The sequence below is a fragment of the Streptomyces sp. NPDC031497 genome, from assembly GCF_055580905.1.
Genome location: NZ_JBVIKO010000010.1, coordinates 118,459 through 135,158, shown reverse-complemented (window position 1 = coordinate 135,158; position 16,700 = coordinate 118,459). Strand labels below are relative to the sequence as shown.

General features: G+C 69.4%; 10 protein-coding genes and 3 pseudogenes. 6 read left to right on the top strand and 7 right to left on the bottom strand.

Features of this window, described 5'->3' with window-relative positions; translation table 11 throughout:
* From ACZ5K7_RS22305 to ACZ5K7_RS22295, 3 genes and pseudogenes are all read left to right on the top strand, one after another.
* Positions 1 to 232 (top strand): annotated as a pseudogene (locus ACZ5K7_RS22305) (hypothetical protein); the annotation flags it as partial.
* 303 nt (positions 233 to 535) lie between these two features.
* Positions 536 to 1,132, top strand: coding sequence for a DUF5819 family protein (locus ACZ5K7_RS22300; RefSeq protein ID WP_450972340.1), 597 nt, complete (start codon positions 536 to 538; stop codon positions 1,130 to 1,132).
* Between the two features lie 79 nt (positions 1,133 to 1,211).
* Complete coding sequence (locus ACZ5K7_RS22295; protein ID WP_468915694.1) at positions 1,212 to 2,267, top strand: HTTM domain-containing protein; 1,056 nt, start codon at positions 1,212 to 1,214, stop codon at positions 2,265 to 2,267.
* Positions 2,268 to 2,622: 355 nt separating this feature from the next.
* Here the strand turns inward: ACZ5K7_RS22295 and ACZ5K7_RS22290 are convergent, their stop codons facing one another.
* Positions 2,623 to 3,495, bottom strand: a complete 873-nt coding sequence (locus ACZ5K7_RS22290; protein WP_351698521.1) for a helix-turn-helix domain-containing protein — start codon at positions 3,493 to 3,495, stop codon at positions 2,623 to 2,625.
* Between the two features lie 982 nt (positions 3,496 to 4,477).
* Here ACZ5K7_RS22290 and ACZ5K7_RS22285 point away from each other — a divergent pair.
* Entirely contained in the window at positions 4,478 to 4,624 is a 147-nt protein-coding gene (locus ACZ5K7_RS22285; RefSeq protein WP_468915487.1) for a hypothetical protein, read from the top strand.
* On the opposite strand, the pseudogene ACZ5K7_RS22280 reads toward ACZ5K7_RS22285, so the two are convergent.
* Together ACZ5K7_RS22280 and ACZ5K7_RS22275 are read right to left on the bottom strand one after the other, a co-directional pair.
* Positions 4,620 to 4,760, bottom strand: a pseudogene (locus tag ACZ5K7_RS22280) (IS5/IS1182 family transposase); the annotation flags it as partial. The gene ACZ5K7_RS22285 and the pseudogene ACZ5K7_RS22280 sit on opposite strands and share 5 nt — an antisense overlap.
* A 69-nt stretch (positions 4,761 to 4,829) precedes the next feature.
* Positions 4,830 to 5,798 carry a winged helix-turn-helix transcriptional regulator gene (locus tag ACZ5K7_RS22275; protein WP_351698515.1) on the bottom strand — a complete coding sequence of 323 codons (969 nt, stop codon included), beginning with the start codon at positions 5,796 to 5,798 and terminating at the stop codon, positions 4,830 to 4,832.
* A gap of 335 nt (positions 5,799 to 6,133) precedes the next feature.
* Here ACZ5K7_RS22275 and ACZ5K7_RS22270 point away from each other — a divergent pair, with 335 nt between their 5' ends.
* Positions 6,134 to 9,817 carry a S8 family peptidase gene (locus ACZ5K7_RS22270; RefSeq protein WP_468915485.1) on the top strand — a complete coding sequence of 1,228 codons (3,684 nt, stop codon included), beginning with the start codon at positions 6,134 to 6,136 and terminating at the stop codon, positions 9,815 to 9,817.
* Between the two features lie 674 nt (positions 9,818 to 10,491).
* Here ACZ5K7_RS22270 and ACZ5K7_RS22265 read toward each other — a convergent pair.
* Both ACZ5K7_RS22265 and ACZ5K7_RS22260 read right to left on the bottom strand, forming a co-directional pair.
* Positions 10,492 to 11,055 (bottom strand): hypothetical protein, encoded by a 564-nt coding sequence (locus ACZ5K7_RS22265; protein ID WP_468915484.1) that lies wholly within the window; start codon positions 11,053 to 11,055, stop codon positions 10,492 to 10,494.
* 307 nt (positions 11,056 to 11,362) lie between these two features.
* Positions 11,363 to 11,555 (bottom strand): annotated as a pseudogene (locus ACZ5K7_RS22260) (RHS repeat-associated core domain-containing protein); the annotation flags it as partial.
* 831 nt (positions 11,556 to 12,386) lie between these two features.
* Here ACZ5K7_RS22260 and ACZ5K7_RS22255 point away from each other — a divergent pair.
* Positions 12,387 to 13,607 (top strand): metallophosphoesterase, encoded by a 1,221-nt coding sequence (locus ACZ5K7_RS22255; RefSeq protein WP_351698507.1) that lies wholly within the window; start codon positions 12,387 to 12,389, stop codon positions 13,605 to 13,607.
* Positions 13,608 to 13,788: 181 nt separating this feature from the next.
* Here ACZ5K7_RS22255 and ACZ5K7_RS22250 read toward each other — a convergent pair whose 3' ends face one another.
* Both ACZ5K7_RS22250 and ACZ5K7_RS22245 read right to left on the bottom strand, forming a co-directional pair.
* On the bottom strand, positions 13,789 to 14,955 hold the full coding sequence (locus tag ACZ5K7_RS22250) for an acyltransferase family protein (protein ID WP_468915482.1): 1,167 nt from the start codon (positions 14,953 to 14,955) through the stop codon (positions 13,789 to 13,791).
* Positions 14,948 to 15,928, bottom strand: a complete 981-nt coding sequence (locus ACZ5K7_RS22245) for an alpha/beta hydrolase (protein ID WP_468915692.1) — start codon at positions 15,926 to 15,928, stop codon at positions 14,948 to 14,950. Before ACZ5K7_RS22245 ends, ACZ5K7_RS22250 begins: the two co-directional genes overlap by 8 nt.
* Positions 15,929 to 16,700: the final 772 nt, after the last annotated feature.

Sequence of the window (16,700 nt, the reverse complement as noted above, 5' to 3'; positions counted from 1 at the left end):
GGCCACCACCACCGGCACCACCGGAGCCACCACCACCGGCACCACCGGAGCCACCACCACCGGCACCACCGGAGCCACCACCACCGGCACCACCGGAGCCACCACCACCGGCACCACCGGTGGCACCTCCGGTGGGAACGGCCATGGCTGCAAACCCGAACACAACGGGTACGGCGACGAGTACGGCGACAAGCCCGGCCAGGACGACAGCTACGGCTGTGACCCTGCCTAGCATGCGCGACCCACTCCAGCGGGGTGACTGCTCGCAGGCAGCCAACCACGTGCGCGAGTAGGACGGGTGGCGTGCGGCGCGGATCGTCCTCGATTCCGCCGCACGCCGCAGACGGAAGCTCAGGAGAACCAGGTGAGAGAAGTCGGGACGGAAGGACCGGATAGGGCCGTGCAGGGTGCCATTGCGTCAGCAGATGCTGACGAATCGGACCAGGCGGGCGCTAGGCCGACCGCACAGAAGGGGAGCGGGAGACCGACTGCGTTCCCAGCGTCTTCGGAGCCGCCCGTCGCCCTGAAGGCCGGAGTGCAAGTCGCCGTGGTCCTGTGCCTGGCGGCGGCCCTGGTACACGTGCTCATGGTCTTCCTGCAGGTGGCACCGCCGAATCCCGTCTCCCGGCAGTACAGCCGGCAGGTCAACGCCTGGGTCTTCCCGTTGTTCGAGCAGAACTGGCGGCTCTTCGCCCCGGACCCGGAGTCGGTCAACCGGCAGATTTCGGCAAGGACCATGCACACCGCCCCGGACGGCACCGCCGTAGTCAGCGGCTGGTTCGACCTGACCGCCGTCGACACAGCCGCGGTGAAACACGACCCCTTCCCGAGCCACACAGCACAGAACATGCTGCGCCGGGCCTGGACTTCCTACCTCGAAACACACGGTGGCGACGACCATCCTCGCTCACAACGCGCTCTGATGATCCAGCAATACCTGCGCAACATCGCAGCGGATCGCGTCGCCGCACATCGCCACGGCACATTCGAGTCCATCCAGCTGAGGGTGATCACCCTGCCCATCACCGCGCCGCCCGCAGCGGGCGGCCCCGGTCCCGGCACGGCCCCACCACGGCCCACCGACACCCGTTACCTGCCCTGGTGGAAGGCGGCCCGCCATGCAACAGGCTGAGCAGACATCGGCCCCGGCAACCACGTCGTCGCAGCCAGGACACGGCACCGAACGGGCGAGCGCACAGGCGCCGCAGCACATGCCGGCCCGTGTCGCTGCGCTCCTCACCCTCCTGCTGGAGCAGCCGATCTCCCTGTACGCCGCGGCGGTTCTGCGCATCGGGTACGGGTTCCTCTACTTCGCCTTCCTGCTGCGCGAGTTTCCCCACCGCGGCGAGATCTGGGGTCCCGGCTCGCCGTGGACGCCGGCACTGGCCAAGGAGCTCTTCGACCAGACCGGCTGGGCCAGCATCCTCACCCTGTCCGACAGCCGGGCCTACTTCGAGGTCTGCTACGCGGCAGCCATCGTCATCTCCGCACTGTTCATGTTGGGCTGGCGGACCAGAGCGGTGTCCGTGCTCTTCGCGGTCGTAGTGACGTCGTTCCACGCCAGGGCGATCTTCATGACGGACGGAGGGGACAACCTCATCCTCCTCATGGCCCTCTACCTCGTCGTCACCGCGTGCGGCCGACGCTGGTCCCTCGACGCACGCAGGGCCCGGCTCCGGGCATCCGCCGGCAAGGCAGTCCGGCTTCCGCTGGACCAGGCATCCGGCGAGCTGCGACGCCACCTCCGCGACGCGCGCCTGACAGTGATCACCGTGCTGCACAACTGCGGCATGCTCGTCATCGCCGCCCAGGTCTGCTTCCTCTACGGATCCGCGGGCCTGTACAAGGTGCAGGGCGCCTCCTGGGGCAACGGCACCGCCCTCCATTACGCCCTGAATCTCAACCTGTTCCAGCCCTGGCCCGAGCTCTCCGCCATGGCGGACGAACACGACGTACTGGTCGCCATCGCCTGCTACCTGACGGTGCTGTTGCAGGTGGCCTTCCCGTTCGTCCTGTTCGGCAGGCTCAAGTACCCCGTCCTGACGATGCTGCTGAGCATGCACCTGGGGATCGTGATCTTCCTGGGCCTGCCGCTCTTCTCCGGCGCGATGATCGTCGCGGACGCCGTGTTCCTTCCGGACCGCTTCTACCGGTACTTGGGACAGCTGTCGCGGCGAGTTGTGCCGTGGGCCGACGGCAGGGAGGCACCGACTCCGACCCCCGCAGAGGCTGCATCAGTACCTCCGCAGCCGAAACATACTGGCTGAGGCCGACACTTGGTGCCGCTGCACGACCGGACATCCAACTCGCTGACCACCCGGTACATCGCGGCTTTCAGCCCTCGTGAGGGCCGGCAGACGCGGCGTCGCGCTCCCGGGCTGCCCGACCGGGATCACGGCACCAGCAGCCACCCGTGCTGCCCCCGGTGAGGGTGTGGGAGAAGGCGAGGCGGAAGGCGGACCCGAGCCTGGTGGGTCTCGTTCGCCCCCGTCCGGCGCCGTTCAAAGGTGCCGCTACCACTCGCTCCGCCCCAGGTCAGAAAATCCCGTCTCCCACCGAACCCCGGACGAAGACTTGGAGAGGGTGTTGGCGGCAACTCCCTCGGTGAGGCCGTCCAAGTACTCAGGGGCGGCTTGCCGCGTCGATGTGTGACTTGGTGGCGTCGGCGATGAAGTCGTGCGTGCTGTCCGGGCTGAGGGCTCGGGCCTGTAGGTGGTCGTACATCGTGGCGTACTGCTGTACGGCGGATTGTCTTTCCAGGTAAAGGTCGCTGGTGAAGCGTTCCAGATACACCACCCCTGGCTGCGGGCCGTCGGCGAACCGCAGGATGGAGAACTGTCCTGAGAGGCCCGGGTGGGCGCCCACCGTGTAAGGGAGGACTCGCACGGTGATGTGCGGCTCGGCACCGAGTGCGTTCAGATGCTCCAGCTGCTCACGCATGACGTCGGGACCGCCGACGACACGGCGCAGTGCCGATTCCTCCAGGACGACCCGAAGACGCAGTGGGGAGGTGGGGTCGTAGATCCGGTGCTGACGGCGCAGCAGCACCTTGAAGCGCCGGGCGGCCTGTTCGGCAGTGACCGGGGGAATCGTTTCCTCGATGACGGCACTGGCGTAGGCGGGGGTCTGCAGCAGGCTGGGAATCACCATGGGCTCGTAGGCATGGATCGAGGCGGCGTCCGTCTCGAGGCCGATATGGACGCTGTGGGGGTGCTCTCCGTAGGCGCTCCACCATCCCTGCTGTCCCGACTCCTGGGCCATGCGCATCAGGGAGTCGACGACCTGGTGGTCCGTCACCCCGTAGATGGTGCAAAGGTCGCGTACATCGCGGGGGCTGATGGCACGGCGGCCGTTCTCCATATGGCTGATCTTGGGCTGGGAGACCATGAGCCGCTCAGCCACTTCCGTGCTCTTCAGCCCACTGTCATGGCGGAGCCGGCGCAGTTCGGCCCCCAGACGGCGTCTCCTCGCGGTGGGACTGATGATCACCGTCATGCGCGGGGTACCTCCGGATCCACGTTGTTGTCAGATCCGAAGGTTGCCATGGGGCACGACTTGTCGATCATGTGCCATGCCGTCGTGCGCGTGGACAGGTGAAACGGACTGTGACGTTGTCATTTTCCTTTCCTGTACCGACATGCCGGGGCGGCGCCGAGCGAGGCGCGGTGATCTAGGAGCAGCCGTTCCTGCGGGAGGCGGGCGAGGTCTCGGTCCTTGTGGTGCGGGTGGACCACGGTTCCGAATAGGAGCCGTGCGGGACCGGCGTCCGCGGCGCTCGTTCACGTGCGGAGTGCCGCGGACGGTACCAAGGCGCTCTCACGCACGTCCTACTAACGAGGGCGACGCTCCCAGACCACAAGGCCATGAGCTGCGCGTATACGCCTGACGTGGACCACCTGGACCGTACGGGACGCGTTCTACAACCTGTGCCATGTGGTACCGCACACGCAGACGCCTCCCATAGGGCGTCGCCCTTCCATCTGCCTCAGTCCCTCCCGCGCACACGAGGCCACGGGACAGGAAAGATCTGGACCGTACGCGGACCAACCGAGCCGCAAAGGCCGCCTCTTACACTATTACCGCAGTTCAGGGGCTCGGAAGCGATGTACCACCAGCAGACGAAGAACATTCTTTGTTTCCCGCCGGACCAGTCGCGGACCAAATAGCTCGGCGTCGGTGATGACGGTCGGATCACCACCTTCGAGAACACGTCCGGAAGGACAACAGCTTCTAACGGCAAAGCGACCTCCTCCGGAAGCTCGACGCAGCGCTCGACCGCCTCCGCCCAGGGCCAACGACGCTCACCACCGACGACCTTCTGCCGTGGACGAGTTCCACACCGGCGGCCAGGCGACGACGCCGGAGCTGGCCGAACACCGGCTTCTCAGAGCAGGCATGCACGTCCTCGACGCGGGAAGCGGTCTGAGCGGTCCGGCCCACCACGTCACGTCGCCGATTCGCCAGGGTGAAGGCCGCGTTGAAACTCACGGCCCCGTTGGGTCAGCATGGACGTGACATCGTCGACGGACAGCGACCAGGCTCGATCGTGGGCACCGGTTTCGGTGGCGGCCTGGCAGGCGGCTTCGACGCCGTTGTCGTCGAGCAGAGCGTCGGCCAGCGGTGAGGTGGACGTAGAGGATCGCGTTCCATGCCTCGCGGAGTTCGACGGACGCCGGATTCCCGGTGGGCCTGCGGTCGAGCAGGGCTTCCCTCCAGGTTGTCAACGTCGGTTCGGCCAAGGCCCATCGGCCGTCGGACAGGTCACTGGGCTGCGCAACCTATTCGCCCCCTACCGCACTTGACGGCGTGACGCACACCTGAACGCCCGCTCAGATCCAGCCTCGCTTGGCGGCTTCGGTGCCCAGCTGGAAGCGGGTATCGAGGCCGAGCCGGGACGTGATCGCGGCGATCCTGCGGGTCACGGTGCGCGCGCTCGTCCCCAGTTGCCGGGCGATCGCCTGGTCCTTGTAGCCAGCTTGCAACATTCTCAACAGCAAGAGATCGTCCGTGCTCGGCTGGTCGGAGGTCTCCGGGGCCATCGAGACAATGGGCTGTGCCCGCTGCCAGTAGACGTCGAACAGCTCAAGAATCGCATCGAGCAGACCCGACTGATGGACGACGGCAATTTTGTCGTACCGTCCTCCGATCAGCGCGACCAGCGCGACACGACGGTCCATGATCCGCAGCCTGAACGGCAGGGCCGGCAGGATCCGGGCCTGCTCGCCGAGCCCGGACAAGCGGGTGATCAGCTCGAATCGGCCAGGCTGCTCCAGCCCCTCCGGGGTGTAGACGGACCGTATGTCGATGCCGCGGCCCAGCAGCTCCATCGTGAAGGTCTCCTCCAACTCGACGCTGTACGGGCCCAGGTACGGAGGCCGGTCAAGAACCCAGAAGTGGGTGCGCATCGATTGGGTCAGCTCGGCCACCCGTAGGGTGACCGCCGCCTCACCGGAGATCACCTCCACCAGCTCGGTCGGATCCCCCTGCAGTCGGTTGGCGCGGTACTCGCCTGCCAGGTCATCGACCGCGTCCCACACCGCGGTGAACGCCGCCTCGGTATCGGCTCGACGCCTGGCGAGCAGTGCGCTCAACGCGGTCCGCGGGCTGACCGGCCGGTACTCGCCGCGTCGTTCTCTTCGCAGCACGCCCAGTTCCACCAACCGGGCCACCGCGTGGTGTATCCGGCCGGGTGTGGTGCGCAGGTGTTCGGCGATCTCCCGCGCTGTCCGGTCCGGCTTGGCCAGATAAGCGCGGTAGACCCGCTCGTCGAACTCGCTGATCCCAAGGGCATCGAGCACCGGGCATCCTCCTCGTCGTCACCTCCCGGCGGGCCGTCGGGCCGGCGATGGCGCGATTCGCCAGCTGGCGATATCAGACACGAGCCTGATCTATACATCTCCCGGCCACAAGCCTTAACTCTGATCGTCCACGCCTGCCGCGATCCCAGAACCCTCACGATCGATCCATCGGCCATCGGCCATCCGCCCCCCCTTATTTCCCCCCGCCGATCCGTCACTTCAGGCATGAATCGCTTGCGGGCTGCCCCGGCCCCACGGAACAGTCAGGGAATCCCTTGAGATCATCACCGAGACGCTGGAGTGTGTTCGCCGTCGCCGGCGCCGCCCTCCTGTCATTGGCACAACCCGCCGCCCTGTCTGCCGCCCACGCCGCGGCAGCCACCACCAACGACTCCGCCGCTCCCGCCGCGCAGCGCAACGTGCCACCGGGAGTCCACTCGGTCACCCTGATAACGGGTGACGTCGTTGTCACACGGCAGTCCGGCGCCGGCCGCGGCACCGTCGATGTGCGTGGTGCCGCCGGGGCGGAAGCCCAGGCGCACATCATGGAGACCAACGGCGACCTGTACGTCTATCCCGACTCCGTTCTCCCCTACCTGGCGGCGGGCACGCTGGACAAGCGCCTGTTCAACATCAGCCGGCTCGTCGCGGACGGCTACGACGACGCACATCGCGATCAGTTGCCGTTGATCGTCTCGTACGACAGCAAAGCCGCCTCAGGGCTGCGTTCCGCAACTCCCAAGGGCGCTACCCGGGTCAGGGCCCTCGGCAGTGTCCAGGGTGCCGCGCTGGCCGAGGACCGGGACCGGTCGGCGGACTTCTGGCGGGCTGTCACCTCCGCGCCGGCGCCGGGCTCGAGGACCACGGCAGCCGCGTCCGCGTCCGGCGGACGGGCCTTCGGCGAGGGTATCGCCCGCATCTGGCTCGACGGGGTCGTGAAGGCGGACCTCGCCGAGTCCACCTCCCAGATCGGCGCACCGCAGGCGTGGCAGGCCGGTGACACCGGGCAGGGCGTGGACGTCGCCGTCCTGGACACCGGTGTCGACGCCGAACACCCTGACCTGGCCGGCCGGATAGCGGCCTCGCAGAGCTTCGTCCCGGACGAGGACGTGACGGACCGCCACGGGCACGGCACCCACGTCGCGTCCACCATCGCCGGCACGGGAGCCGCGTCGGACGGCAAGGAGAGGGGCGTCGCCCCCGGCGCGCGCCTGCACATCGGCAAGGTGCTCTCCGACGAGGGTTCCGGCCAGGACTCCTGGGTGCTGGCCGGCATGGAGTGGGCCGCGGTGGACCAGCACGCGGACATCATCAACATGAGTCTGGGCTCCTCGGAACCGTCCGACGGCACCGACCCCCTCAGCACGGCGGTCGACCGCCTCAGCGCCGAGACCGGGGCCCTGTTCGTGGTCGCCGCGGGCAATACCGGTACGGACCACAGCATCGGCAGCCCGGCCGCGGCCGACGCCGCCCTGACCGTGGGAGCCGTCGACTCCTCGGACGACGTCGCCTACTTCTCCAGCCAGGGCCCGCGCGTCGACGGTGGGCTCAAGCCGGAGATCACCGCGCCCGGCGTCGACGTGCTGGCGGCACGCTCCCAGTACTCGCCGTTCGGCGAGGGCAGCTACCTGACGTTCAGCGGGACCTCCCAGGCCACCCCGCATGTCGCGGGCGCCGCGGCCCTCCTCGCGGCCGCGCACCCCGGGCTGACCGGCTCCCAGTTGAAGGACCTCCTGGTGAGCAGCTCGAAGCAGACGCCCAAGTACGACGCCTTCCAGGCGGGCAGCGGCCGGGTGGACGTCCCGTCGGCGCTGAGCGCCGACGTCTTCGCCTCCGCGACCGCGTTCGCCGGCCAGGTGACGACGGGTGCGTCCGACGCGGCGCAACGCCCGGTCACGTACACCAACATTGGTGACGTTCCGGTCACCCTCGACCTGTCCGTTCAGGCCCCGAACGCCCCAGCGGGAATGTTCCGGTTGTCCGCCTCCAAGGTCGTCGTGCCGGCGCACGGCACCGCCGAGGTCACGGTCACCATCGACGGCTCCCAAGCGACGGGGAACGGCCGCTGGAGCGGCCAGGTCGTCGCGGCCGACACGGCGGGGAAGGTCGTCACCCACACGGCGGTGTCGCTGGGCGACGTCACCCACAAGCTGACCGTGGTCCTGAAGGACGCACACGGAAAGCCGATGTCAGGGGTGGTCGAGCTGCTGCGGTCCGGCGACGACGCGCCCCAGTTCTGGGTCGTCGACGAGACCGGCACGTCCCAGATGTACCTCCCGAACGACGTCTACTCGGTGCTGTCCTTCAAGGCCGTGCAGGGCATCCACGGCCCGCACTCGATGGGGATGGCACTGCTCGGTGACCCCGAGGTCGTGATGGACCACGACGCCACCGTCACCCTGGACGCCACGAAGATCGAGCGGATCGACATGACCACGCCGCAGCGGACCGAGGCGACCTACCAGCGCCTGGAGTACGCCCGCTCGATGGGCGGCCAGCTGTGGCGCGACTACATGGAGACCCAGACCAACTACGACAGCCTGTGGGCCCAGCCCACCACGCACAAGGTGACCCACGGCGACTTCGACCTCGGCGCACGCTGGCGCAAGGAGCAGCCGGCACTGGCCATCGCCACCAAGACCACCGAGTTCACGGACGCCCACCGGCAACAGGACGTCACCCCGCTGTCCCAGGGGCACTACAGGCTGCCGCTCGTGGCCGCCGGCGACGGCACGAACGCGGACTACGCCGGTGTGGACGCGCGGGGCAAGGCGGTCGTCGTCCGCCGCAACGACACGATCAGCGACGCCGACCAGGCCATCGCGGCGATCAAGGCGGGCGCCAAGCTCCTGCTGGTCGTGAACAACACACCCGGGCGAGGGTTCCGGAGCTACAGCAACGACGACTGGACACACACCCCCGCCCGAATCGACGTCGCGCTGTTGAGCACGGACGAGGGCGAGAAGCTCTTCGGCCAGGCCTCCGTTCACGGGGCCTCGCTCTCGGTGGACTCGCAGCCGGTCAGCCCTTACGTGTACGACCTGATGTGGACGTGGCACAACGCGATCCCGGACCACCTGGTCGTCCAGGGCGGCCCGAAGAACCTCGCGCGGGTGAACGTCACCTTCGACAGCCCCGACCCGACCCTGGGCGGCGGTGAGTTCCGCTTCGACTGGCCGGCCTACAACAGCAAGTGGGGCATCGGCACGACGATGCGTGAGCCGATGAACTCCCAGCGGGTCGACTGGGTCTCCACCGGGCCCGGATACTCCTGGGGCCAGGAGGCGTACGTCGACGACCTGCTCTACGAGATCGAACCGCGCACCACCTACCGGGCGGGCAGCACGCAGACCCAGCAGTGGTTCAAGCCCATCGAGCGCCCGTACCTGAACGACAACTACCATTCGCCCACCCGCAGTGGGAGCCTGCTGACCCTCGACGTCCCCGCCTGGGGCGGCTCGGACCACGTCGGCATGTCCATGGACTCCCAGCGCATGCGGCAGTCCCTCACGCTGTACCAGGGTGACACCCAACTGGCCCAGAGCGCGGCGAACACCATGGTGCAGGCCGACGCACCCGGTGCCGGCAAGCTGCCTTACCGTCTCGTCCTGGACGCCGGGCGGGACAGCACGGTGAGCCCGTACTCCTCCACGACGCACACCGAGTGGGACTTCACCTCCAAAGCCCCGTCGGGCGACGAACAGGCTGTCCTGCCGCTGCCGCAGATCAAGTACGCCGTCAGCACGGACGCCGCCGGGAAGACCGCCAAGAACGCGACGCTCACGGTGTCCGCCGCCCAGCTCCCGGGTGCCGTGGGCGCGGGCAAGCTGTCGGCGGTGACCCTGGAGGTGTCCTACGACGACGGCCGCACCTGGCGGAAGATCAACAGCGGACATGACGGTCGGATCGGGCTGTCCGCCCCGAAGCAGGCCCGGTTCGTCTCGCTGCGGGCGCACGCTCACGACAGTGCCGGCAACGCGGTCGCACAGACCGTGATCCGGGCCTTCGGTCTCCGCTGACCAGGAGCGGGCCACCCGCACGCGGGACCTGAACCACTGGTGGGGGGGGGGGGGGGGGGGGGGGGGGGGGGGGGGAGGGGGGGGGGGGGGGGGTTGTTGGTGGGGGGGGGGCACCCCCGAGGGGGTGGGGTGGGGGTGGGGTTCTTCGCCCCTCCCCCCCCCTCCCCCCCCCCCCCTCCTCCCCCCCCCCCCCCCTTCCCCCCCCCCCCCCTCTCCTCCCCCCCCCCCCCCCCACCGAGGCGTCATCGGCATCTGCTCACGGCATCCGCCGCAGCACGGGCCGCGTCGGGTCGAGTGATGACCACGCCCTCACCGATTCGTTCTTCCAGGGCCTCGAGCGCGAGTCGCTGCGCGAAGGCGCTGGACCGGGAAGACGCGGACAAGGCTGAGGCGCCCTGCCGATTCAGTGGGGTGGGGTGAGCGGCACGCCCGCGGGCGGCTGGCGTCCACCTGGATCACCTGAGCTGCCGTGGCCGGTGTGCTGATCCTGGGTCGGGAACTCGCCAGCCGTGACGGAGCGTTGATGATGCTCGCCATCTACGGCGGCTACTACAGAGCGACGACGCTCGGAGGCACCTTCGGAAGCGGAGGACTGGAAACCGCCGCCGTGTGGTCGATGGCTGGGGCGTCATCTGGGAGCTCCCTGCGATCCTGCTTATCCTGCTCCGCTTCCGTCACCGACCGCGCACCTCGGACGCCCACGTACCCGCCTTGTGAACTTCCGGTCCCTCGATGTGTGTGGCACCGGCCGCGTACAGCAGCCACAGCAGTTCGAGAGAGCCGAAGAAGGATTCCCCCCAGCTGTCGACCCAGACACAGACCCGTGCCGGCCCCGCCCGGACAATGTCCCAGAACTCCCAGCCGCGAGAATCCTCCTCCGGGTCGAACCGATAGATCCAGTCCTGCAAGGACCAGGGGCCTCCACCACTATGGTCCACGTACGCGGTGCGGCCGTGTCGGGCGAATTCCTGTGGCGGCGCCTCACCGCCCCGGACGGAGATCGTCTTGAACCAGTCGGGGAACTCGTCCGTCGGCAGGTCTTCATCACCGAACTCCGCCGTGCAGGCCAGGTGGAGGGCAGCCGACAGAACGCGACGTACACGTAGCGCGTAATCCTCGGGGGTGCCGCCGAACACATCGACGGTGAAAGCGGCCAGAACCGGCGGAGCCGACTCGATCGCGGGGCGCTGCCGAACGCGGTCCAGTTCGGCAGCGACACTCTCCTCGCTGTGGATCACCGCAAGATCCTATCCTTCCTGTACGACACGCCCGGAGTCCCTGATGATGTTGTCGCGGAGCTCACTGAGGAGCTTGGCCGGGATTCCGTAGAGGCCCTTCCCCTTGGTCGAATCGGAGATTTCCGGGTACTCCTGGAGCAGGCCTTCCTCGGTATTCCGACGTGTGCTTGTTCTTGCCGCTCATGTTCAGACAGAGCTTGCCTTTTCCGGTGATCGTCACCTCGCCGTTCTCGCCGATGCGAATCCGTTGCCTCAATGGGTGGCCGGTCTGTTTGCGGCAGACCGTGATCAGGTCCTCGCCGCGCTCTTCGAGACCGAGTGGATCGGTCCTGGTGTACGGGTTGCGGACGTAGGTGTTGGGGTTGGGGGCCGGGAGTGAGACCGAGAGAGTCAGGAGTGAGGCAACGGGCGGTTTCGGGGGCGTAGTGGCGCAAGTAGTTGTGGTGGAGGCCGGTTTCGGGATCGTCGTGCTGCCCGGGGAAGCGGGGGGTGTAGCCGGCGGGATCGCTGCTCCAGGCTGGAGCTCTCCCAGCACGCTCATCATCGTGGCCTTCAACGTGAACGCCTGCTTCTCGTAGCAGGGTTCAGGACCACGGAGACGGCCGCTGCCACGTCCGGCGACCACCCAGGCGAGTGACCACCCGGCCGTTGATGATCAGGCCAACGTCGAGCGAGAGCCCATCCGGTGATCAAGTCCCGGAACGCCGACCGAGTTGGTGTTTGAAGGACAAGTTCAGGTGTGTCGTCCCCAGTGCCCGCGGTGAATGACTTCATCCGCCCCACGTCTGCGTTCTTCGACGCGAGGACTCCGCGGGGGTAGGCCGTCAGCGCGGCAGCCGACCGTGATCCCGCCGATGGGGTCGTACTCATCGGGTATCCCGAACTCAGCACGGAAGGACGGCAGTGGTTGCCTTCTCCCATCTGAACCTGCACGATTCCCGGCGCGACATCCCGGACCGAAACGGCTGACACTCGCCGAGGCATGCCGACGAGTCCGACGCGGACCGTACTGCGCCGCCCGGCCTTCTGGGACGGCGGCCGGGTCGGGAAGGTCCGGTTCGCCTCCCCCGGACGGACGGCCGCTGGACCTGGCGCAGCGGCAGTTCCGTCCCGGACGAAGGACTAGCCGGGCAAGGCGGGGCGCTCGTCGTCCGCCCCGCCGCGGACGACGGCGACGCCTTCCACCGGCACGGCTTCTGAACTGCGACGCCCTGAACGCCGTGGGCGAACCGCAGCTCGCTCCCCGGGGCCGCGCATGAACACCCGTCCGGCCGGCCCGAGGACGACCGGATACAGTGCGCGAGACGGCAGCCTGGTCAGAGAGGGGAAGCGTGACCGACACCAGCAACACCCGACCCGCCGACAGCGAGGTGCAGGCTCCGCGGCAGAGCCGACTGCACCGCCTGATGCGCTACATCCCCCTGATCGCCCCCGTCCTGCTGTGGGCCGTGCCCTGCTGGGTGCTCCTGTACACCGGCCAGCACTGGCCGCTGCCCGGCACGCTGGTCGGCACCGCCCTGTTCGCCCTCGGCCTCGTCGGCATGCCGCTCGCGATGGGGCGCGGCCACGGCCGGCGCCAGCAGGACCGGGCGGCGATCGTCGGTGACACCCTGCTGGGCGCCAGCTGGATTTTGTTCACCTGGTCCGTCCTGCTCGGCGTCCTCCTGCGGCTCGCCCTGACCGTGGCCGGCGTCGGCGAGAGCCAGGACCGGGCCCGAATCGTCACCTGGGCCGTCCTCGGCACCACCGCCGTACTGCTCGCCTGGGGGTACGCCGAAGCCCGCCGCGTGCCACGCGTGCGCCGCCTGGACGTACAACTCCCCCGGCTGGGTGCCGGGTTGGACGGCCTCCGCGTTGTCCTCATCACCGACACCCACTACGGCCCGCTGGATCGCGCTCGCTGGTCGGAGCGGGTGTGCGAGACGGTGAACACGCTGGAAGCCGACCTGGTCTGCCACACCGGCGACATCGCGGACGGCACGGCAGAACGCCGCCGCGCCCAGGCCGTCCCACTCGGTACCGTGCGGGCCACCCGGGCGCGTGTCTACGTCACCGGCAACCACGAGTACTACAGCGAGGCCCAGGGCTGGGTCGACCTGATGGACGAGCTGGGCTGGGAGCCGCTGCGCAACCGCCATCTGCTGCTCGAACGCGGAGGCGACACCCTCGTGGTCGCCGGCGTGGACGACGTCACCGCCGAGTCCTCCGGCCTGGCGGGCCATCGCGCCCACCTCGCCGGAGCCCTGAACGGCGCCGACCCCGACCTGCCCGTCCTGCTCCTCGCCCACCAGCCCAAGTTCGTCGACCGGGCGGCAGCCGACGGCGTCGACCTCCAGCTCTCCGGCCACACCCACGGCGGCCAGATCTGGCCCTTCCACCACCTGGTCCGTATCGACCAGCCCGCCCTCGCCGGTCTCAGCCACCACGGCGACCGCACCCTCCTCTACACCAGCCGCGGCACCGGCTTCTGGGGCCCGCCGTTCCGGGTCTTCGCCCCCAGCGAGATCACCCTGCTCGTCCTCCGCTCCCCGAACCTGCCCACCTCGCCGTAGAACCCGCTCGGAGCAGTCCACGAGCCGAGGGATGCGGCGTCGACGCACCGCGCAGTGGCCGGCTGCCGTGCGGGCCAGGGGAACGGCGGTGTCCGCGAGCCGCTCCTGGCCGGACTGATCTGAGCCGCCGTCACACCACAACGGGCAGTCGCCGGACCGCCTGACCATCACGTCGTCCGGGCTATCCATGCCGTTTGGCCGGCAGCGGTGCCCCGCGCTCCCGGCCTGTGGCTCGCACGCCGCCGCCGGTGGGCCGCCGCTGCTCGTACGTCCGGAACACCGCCCACAGTGCCGTCAGCGCCAGGGCGAACACCGGCAGCCAGAGCAGTCGGGCGCCGACCCAGGCGAGCGTGTCGGGGACGGTCCGCGAACCGGTGCGCGGGGCTCCGAGGGCCGCGCCGACCACGGTGACGACGATCATCGCGGTCTGGTGCCACAGATAGACGGTCATCGCATAGAGGTTCACCATGGCGATCACGGCCCAGGCGGCCGGGCGCCGCAGCGCGCGTCGCAGCGGTCCGAGCAGCAGCACCGCCGCACCGCACTGGGCGAGACCGAAGGTCACCACCGCGAGGGTGGGCGGATCGAGGTTGGAAATCGCCTGGCCGGGGACCCCGACCATCGACGCCGGATAGCCGGCCCAGAGCACGAGCACGGCGGTGGCGGCGACGCCGCCGAGCAGCAGGATCCATCCAGTGGTCCGGGACCGCAGGCGTCCCCTGGCGCCGGCCGCGCCGAGGCAGTAGGGCACGAGCCAGCCGGCGATCACGTTCACCGAGGCGAGCCAACCGGGCCCGTCGAGTCCGAAGCGGACGATGTCCACGTTCAGGACGAACGCGAGCGGCCACAGCGGATGCAGCCTCGCCACCAGCGGAGTCAGTGCCGAGAGTGCCATGAAGACCAGCAGGAACCACAGGGGTGACCACACCAGCTTGCACAGCGCCCATACGGTCTTCTGGCCCACCCCGGCGGCGAGCATGCCGCCGGCGGCCATGCTCCACACGACCAGGACGACGGTCACGGGTCTGACGAGCCGGCCCAGCCGGGCGGCGAGCCACCGCCCGTACGAGGTACCCCGGGCGACGGCGGCCGCGTAGCTCCCGGCGGCGACCTGCCCGCCGACGAAGAAGAAGACCGCCAGGGTCTGGAACACCCAGGAGACCGGGGTGAATGCGGGCATGTGGCGCAGCGGGCTGTCGCCGTGCAGTGTTCCGGTGTCCGCCACGAGGGCGGTCACCAGCCAGTGGCCGAGGACGACGCCGAGGATGGCGAGGGCGCGCAGTCCGTCGACGGCTCGGTCGCGGTCGGCCGGAGTCGCCTGGTCGATGCGCCGGACGAGGTCAAGCATGGTGTCCTCCCGAGGACGTGCCGGACGGGGCCCGCCCGGCGACGATCCGTGCGATGTTGCGCAGGGACGGAGAGCCCGGTGCGAAGTAGTCGCTGTGGCCGCCGTCGCCCGCGTCGAAGACCCTGGCGCCGAACTCCGGTGAGAGCGGGTCGGTGCCGAGGCCGACCTCGGTGAAGCCGAGTCCCAGTCGCAGGTGGGGGACGTCGGCGATCCAGTCGTCGCGTCCCCGCCCGGCCCAGACGGTGGCGTGGGTGTGCAGGGAGCCGACGTCCTGGTATCCGGTACCGGGGCTGCCGCACAGGACGATGTCCGCCACGGAGGAACGCGACGCGGCGTGTGCGCAGACGACGGTGCCGTACGAGTGGCAGACCAGGGTCGTACGGGCCTGGGGCAGTGCGTCGGTCAGCTCCGCGACGAAGGCCCGCAGGGCGTGGCCCGCGTCGCTGCCCCGTTCGCTGTTCACCGTCGCCAGGCTGACGGTGGAGGGCGGGCGGTAACCGAGCCAGGCGATGACCGCGGATCCGGCGGGCAGTTCCCGGCGCAGCGACCTGGAACCGTCGCGCAGTCGCCAGTAGTTGTCGACGGTGACGTCCGCGCCGGGCACCACCACGGCGATCCGTTCGGCTCGCGCGAGGTCGCCGAACACCTCCGCCGTGCGGCCGCCGTCACGCCCGTCGAAGGTCAGGAAGTGCCGGTCCGCGGCTGCCATGGCCTCCAGGGCGGAAGCCCGTTCACCGTCACCGTGCTCCTCGGCGGTGCGCTCGGCCGCCTCGATGTCGGCGCGTGTGGCAGCGAAACGGGCGCGGAGCGAGGCGGAGTCGACGGGACCCAGGGCTACGGCCGAGGAGGTGGGCCGGGGTGCGGGCACGTCCGCCGGGCGGGCGGCCCCGATCACGGGCAGCGCCACCAGGGCCGCGACGAGAGCGGCCGGCAGCAGACGCCGTAGGCGGTGGATACGTGAACGGGGGGGCACCATGACCGATGCATTCCTTCGGATTCCCTCGGAGCCGACCGTGATCGCCGGTGTTCCAACGGCATCGAAGCTACGGGCGGCCTCGCGTCCTCGGCGTCCCTCCAGGGAGCCAACCGTCCACGTAGCTCTCAGGTACTACGGGGCCAACGGGGTTCGTCCGTAAGGGCGTTCAAGCTTCCGTTGATCGTGGCCGGGAGGTTACGTGGCCGGCCGGCCAAGGGATGGGGATCCGCCGTGATGGACTCCGCGCCGATCGTCGGCACGGGCCCCGGGGGAAGTCCCGGCAACACCTGGGGAAGTCCTTGGCATCGCCCGGGAAGCGCACGGGGAGGCCCTTGGAAGTTGTCGGTCACTACTGTCATGCTGCGGCCATGGGAGCTGAGCGCCGTACGGCGACGCAGCGACGGGCGCAGGCGGTCGCCGCCGACATGCGGGTGTTCGCGGACCGTGAGCCCCCCACCGGTACGGCGTTCCCCACCACGAGGACGGCCTCACGAACCCCCTCCGGTTGCCCGTCGCCGCCGCTCAGGGACTGTGGATGCGCTCGAGGACCGAGGGGATTCCATCGGCCGCCGACCCACCCGAGGGGTCGGTGGGAGACGGGTCCGGGCCGCCGGTACGCATCGGCGACCTGGGCGAGTCGACCGCGGCCGGCTGTGGCGTCGGCACCCGGAAGGGAAGGGTTCCCGGTGGTGCTCGCCCGCGAACTCGCCGCCCGGACCGGCCGGTCCGTCGAGTGGCAGGTGGTGGGTGAGTACGGTGCCACGCTCCG